General features: G+C 70.2%; 3 protein-coding genes. 2 read left to right on the forward strand and 1 reads right to left on the reverse strand.

What is annotated here, in order from left to right:
* Nucleotides 1–189 (forward strand): Rv3235 family protein (locus tag EYA84_RS28120; protein WP_236146001.1); only part of this gene is annotated, 189 nt, incomplete at its 5' end.
* A 137-nt stretch (nt 190–326) separates the two neighbouring features.
* Here the strand turns inward: EYA84_RS28120 and secA are convergent.
* Nucleotides 327–3,245 (reverse strand): preprotein translocase subunit SecA, encoded by a 2,919-nt coding sequence (secA, locus tag EYA84_RS28125; RefSeq protein ID WP_131056918.1) that lies wholly within the window; start codon nt 3,243–3,245, stop codon nt 327–329.
* A gap of 170 nt (nt 3,246–3,415) precedes the next feature.
* On the opposite strand from secA, the gene EYA84_RS28130 reads away from it, so the two are divergent.
* Nucleotides 3,416–3,984 (forward strand): GNAT family N-acetyltransferase (locus EYA84_RS28130; RefSeq protein ID WP_131056920.1); only part of this gene is annotated, 569 nt, incomplete at its 3' end.

The following is a 3,984-nucleotide window of genomic DNA, read 5'->3' on the forward strand; positions in this document are numbered from 1 at the left end:
GCCACGGCCCGCCGCCGGTCCACCCGCCCCGGTCTCCGGCTGCGTCGACTGCGTGTCTGCGAGCCGCGTCCGGCCGCCATCGAGGTCGCCGTGGTGCTCACCGGGGCCGCCGGCCGCACCTGGGCGATGGCGCTCCGCCTGGAACACCGACGCGGCACCTGGCTCTGCACCGACCTCCGCGTCCTCTGAGCGCCCCCCGGGGCCGCCCGAGGCCGTCCCCGGCGCGCAGGGTCCCCGGCGCGGACGCGACGGAGCCGTGGTCACCAGGACCACGGCTCCGTCGAGAACCCGTCGCGGCGGGGCCGGTAGGCCCGCCGGGTGCGGCGTCAGTCCGCCGAGCCGCCACCGGGGGCGCCGTGGCAGCGCTTGTACTTGCGACCCGAGCCGCAGGGGCACGGCGCGTTACGGGACGGCCCGTTGCTGGCACTCACCTGCCCGGTGGGCGCCGACTGGCGGGCCGTGCTGCCGGCCACGCCCGCGCCCCGACCGGTGGACACGCGCTGTGGTGCCGAGGGAGCCGTCCGACCCGGTGCCGCCGGTTCCGAGCCACCGATGCCGAGGGCGGGGGCACGCTGGTCGTCGCGTTGCACGGCGACCGCACCGGACCCGGCTTCCCCGTCGATGGTCGGCGCGGAATACTGCAGGCCCTGCTGCTGCGGTGCCCGACCCAGGCCCTTGGCCCGCACCTCCACCGGCTTGTCCAGCAGCTGGACCTCCTCGGCCTCCGGCTCCGGCTCGTTGACCTGGACGTCCAGGTTGTAGAGGAAGCCGACCGTCTCCTCCTTGATGCCTTCCATCATGGTGGTGAACATCGCGAAGCCCTCGCGCTGGTACTCCACCACCGGGTCGCGCTGGGCGTAGGCGCGCAGCGAGATGCCCTCCTGGAGGTAGTCCATCTCGTAGAGGTGCTCACGCCACTTGCGGTCGATGACCTGGAGCAGCACCATCCGTTCGAGCTGCCGGGTGCCCTCGGCGCCGAGCTGCTCCTCACGCCGGTCGTAGGCGGCGTTCGCGTCGTCCTTGAACTGCGCGACCAGGAAGTCGGCGTCGATGCTGGCCCGCGAGCCGCCGGCCTCCTCCTCGACGTCCTCGATGGTGATGCCGACCGGGTAGAGCTGCTTGAGGTTGGTCCAGAGCTGCTCCAGGTCCCAGTCCTCGGCGTACCCGTCGGAGGTGGCCCCCCGCACGTACTCCTCGACCACGTTGTTGATCATGTTGCGGACCTGGTCGGAGAGGTCCTCACCGTTGAGCACGCGCAGCCGCTCGGCGTAGATCACCTGGCGCTGCTTGTTCATGACCTCGTCGTACTTGAGGACGTTCTTACGGATCTCGGCGTTCTGGCCCTCGATCTGCGCCTGCGCGCCCTTGATCTGGCGGGTGACCATCTTCGACTCGATGGGCACGTCCTCCGGGATGTTGAAGCGCTCCATCACCGCCTCGACCGCACCGGAGCGGAACCGCTTCATCAGGTCGTCCTGGAGGGACAGGTAGAACCGCGACTCACCCGGGTCGCCCTGCCGGCCGGAGCGACCACGCAACTGGTTGTCGATCCGCCGGGACTCGTGTCGCTCGGTGCCGAGCACGTAGAGCCCGCCGGCCGTGGCGACCTCCTCGGCCTCGGCGTCACAGGCCTGCTTCCACTTCGGCATGACCTCTTCGAGCGCCTTGTCGTACTCCTCGGCGTTCTCCTGCGGGTCGAGGCCGCGCTGACGCAGCTCGCTCGCGGCGAGGAACTCGGGGTTGCCGCCGAGCAGGATGTCGGTGCCTCGACCGGCCATGTTGGTGGCGACCGTGACCGCGCCCTTGCGACCGGCCTGGGCGACGATCTCCGCCTCGCGGGCGTGGAACTTCGCGTTCAGCACCGAGTGCGGGATGCCCCGGCGGCGCAGCAGCTGGGACAGGATCTCGGAGTTCTCCACCGAGACGGTGCCGACCAGCACCGGCTGACCGGCCTGGTGCCGCTCCGCGATGTCCTCGATGACCGCGTTGAACTTGGCCTGCTCGGTCTTGTAGATGACGTCCGCGCGGTCGTCCCGGACCATCGGCCGGTGCGTCGGGATGGTCACCACGCCGACCTTGTAGACCTTGTTGAACTCGCCCGCCTCGGTCTGGGCCGTACCGGTCATGCCGGAGAGCTTGTCGTAGAGGCGGAAGTAGTTCTGGAGGGTGATGGTGGCCAGGGTCTGGTTCTCCTGCTTGATCTCCACCCCCTCCTTGGCCTCGATCGCCTGGTGCATGCCCTCGTTGTAACGACGACCGTGCAGGATGCGGCCGGTGAACTCGTCGACGATCAGGACCTCGCCGTCGCTGACGATGTAGTCCTTGTCGCGCTTGTAGAGCTCCTTGGCCTTGATGGCGTTGTTCAGGTAGCCGACCAGCGGGGTGTTCACCGACTCGTAGAGGTTGTCGATGCCGAGCCGGTCTTCGACCTTGGCCACACCGCGCTCGGTGACCGCGATGGTGCGCTTGGAGAAGTCGACCTCGTAGTCGCCCTCGCCGTCCTTGCCGGCCTGCAGGCGGGCCACCACGGCGGCGAACTCGCCGTACCAGCGGGCGGAGTGCTCGGCCGGGCCGGAGATGATCAGCGGGGTCCGGGCCTCGTCGATGAGGATCGAGTCGACCTCGTCGACCACGGCGAAGTTGTGGCCGCGCTGGACCAGCTCGTCCCTCGACCACGCCATGTTGTCGCGCAGGTAGTCGAAGCCGAACTCGTTGTTCGTGCCGTAGGTGATGTCGCACTCGTAGGCCGCACGGTGCTCGGCGGCCGGACGGTTCGGCAGCACCACGCCGACGCTGAGGCCGAGGAACTCGTGCACCCGGCCCATCCAGGCGGCGTCACGCTGGGCCAGGTAGTCGTTCACCGTGACCACGTGCACGCCCTCGCCGGACAGCGCGTTGAGATAGACCGGCATCACCGAGGTCAGGGTCTTGCCCTCACCGGTCTTCATCTCGGCGATGTTGCCGAAGTGCAGCGCGGCACCACCCATCACCTGCACGTCGTACGGCCGCTGGCCGAGCACGCGCGCCGCCGCCTCCCGGCAGACCGCGAAGGCCTCGGGCAGCAGGTCGTCCAGGGTCTGCCCCTCCGCGAGGCGCTCCCTGAACTGCTCGGTCATGCCGCTCAGCTCTTCGTCGGTGAGGTTGACGTAGTCGTCCTCGATCGAGTTGACGGCGGCGGCGATCGCCTTGAGGCGACGCACCATGCGCCCCTCGCCCGCGCGGAGGACCTTTTCCAGAATCGACACGGATCAACGCTCCCCTAGACAGTCTCGAACCATCGTAGGCGTTCCCACGGGCCGATGGTCACTGGTGGCGGTGGTCGGCCGCCGTGAAACCGACATAACGCACCGACGGACCGCCCGACCCTCGGTCATCCGGTTACGCCGTGGGCGAACGATCCGGCACGATGTCTCGGATGGAGCCCGTGGAGATCGCCGAGGACGGAGTACTGCTGCGCCCGTGGCAACCCGAGGACGCCGCCGACGTCCACCGCGCCTGCCAGGATCCGGACATTCAGCGCTGGACCACCGTACCCCGCCCGTACCGACCGGTGGACGCCCAGCGGTTCGTCGCCGAGATCGCCCCGGCGGCCTGGACGGCCGGCACCGGAGCACCCTTCGCGGTCTGCGACGCCATCACCGGCACACTGCTCGGCTCCTGCGGGCTCGTCTCGATCGACCGTGGTACGGGCGAGGTCGGCTACTGGACCGCCCCCTGGGCCCGCCGACGCGGCGTGGCGGTACGCGCCACCCGGGCGGTGGCCCGCTGGGCCTTCGACGCGGTGCCCCTGCGCCGCCTGATCTGGCAGGCGGAACTGGGCAACCACGCCTCCCGGTTGGTCGCGCTACGGGCCGGTTTCCGCATCGACGGTCGGCTGCGGCTGGCCGATCCGGCACCCGGGGGCCGACCGGAGGGCTGGATCGGCTCGCTCTCGCCCGACGAGATCCCGGCGCCGGGTGAGGTGGGTCCGGCCGGGCCGGGCAC

The organism is Verrucosispora sp. SN26_14.1 (genome assembly GCF_004307965.1).
GTDB lineage: Bacteria > Actinomycetota > Actinomycetes > Mycobacteriales > Micromonosporaceae > Micromonospora.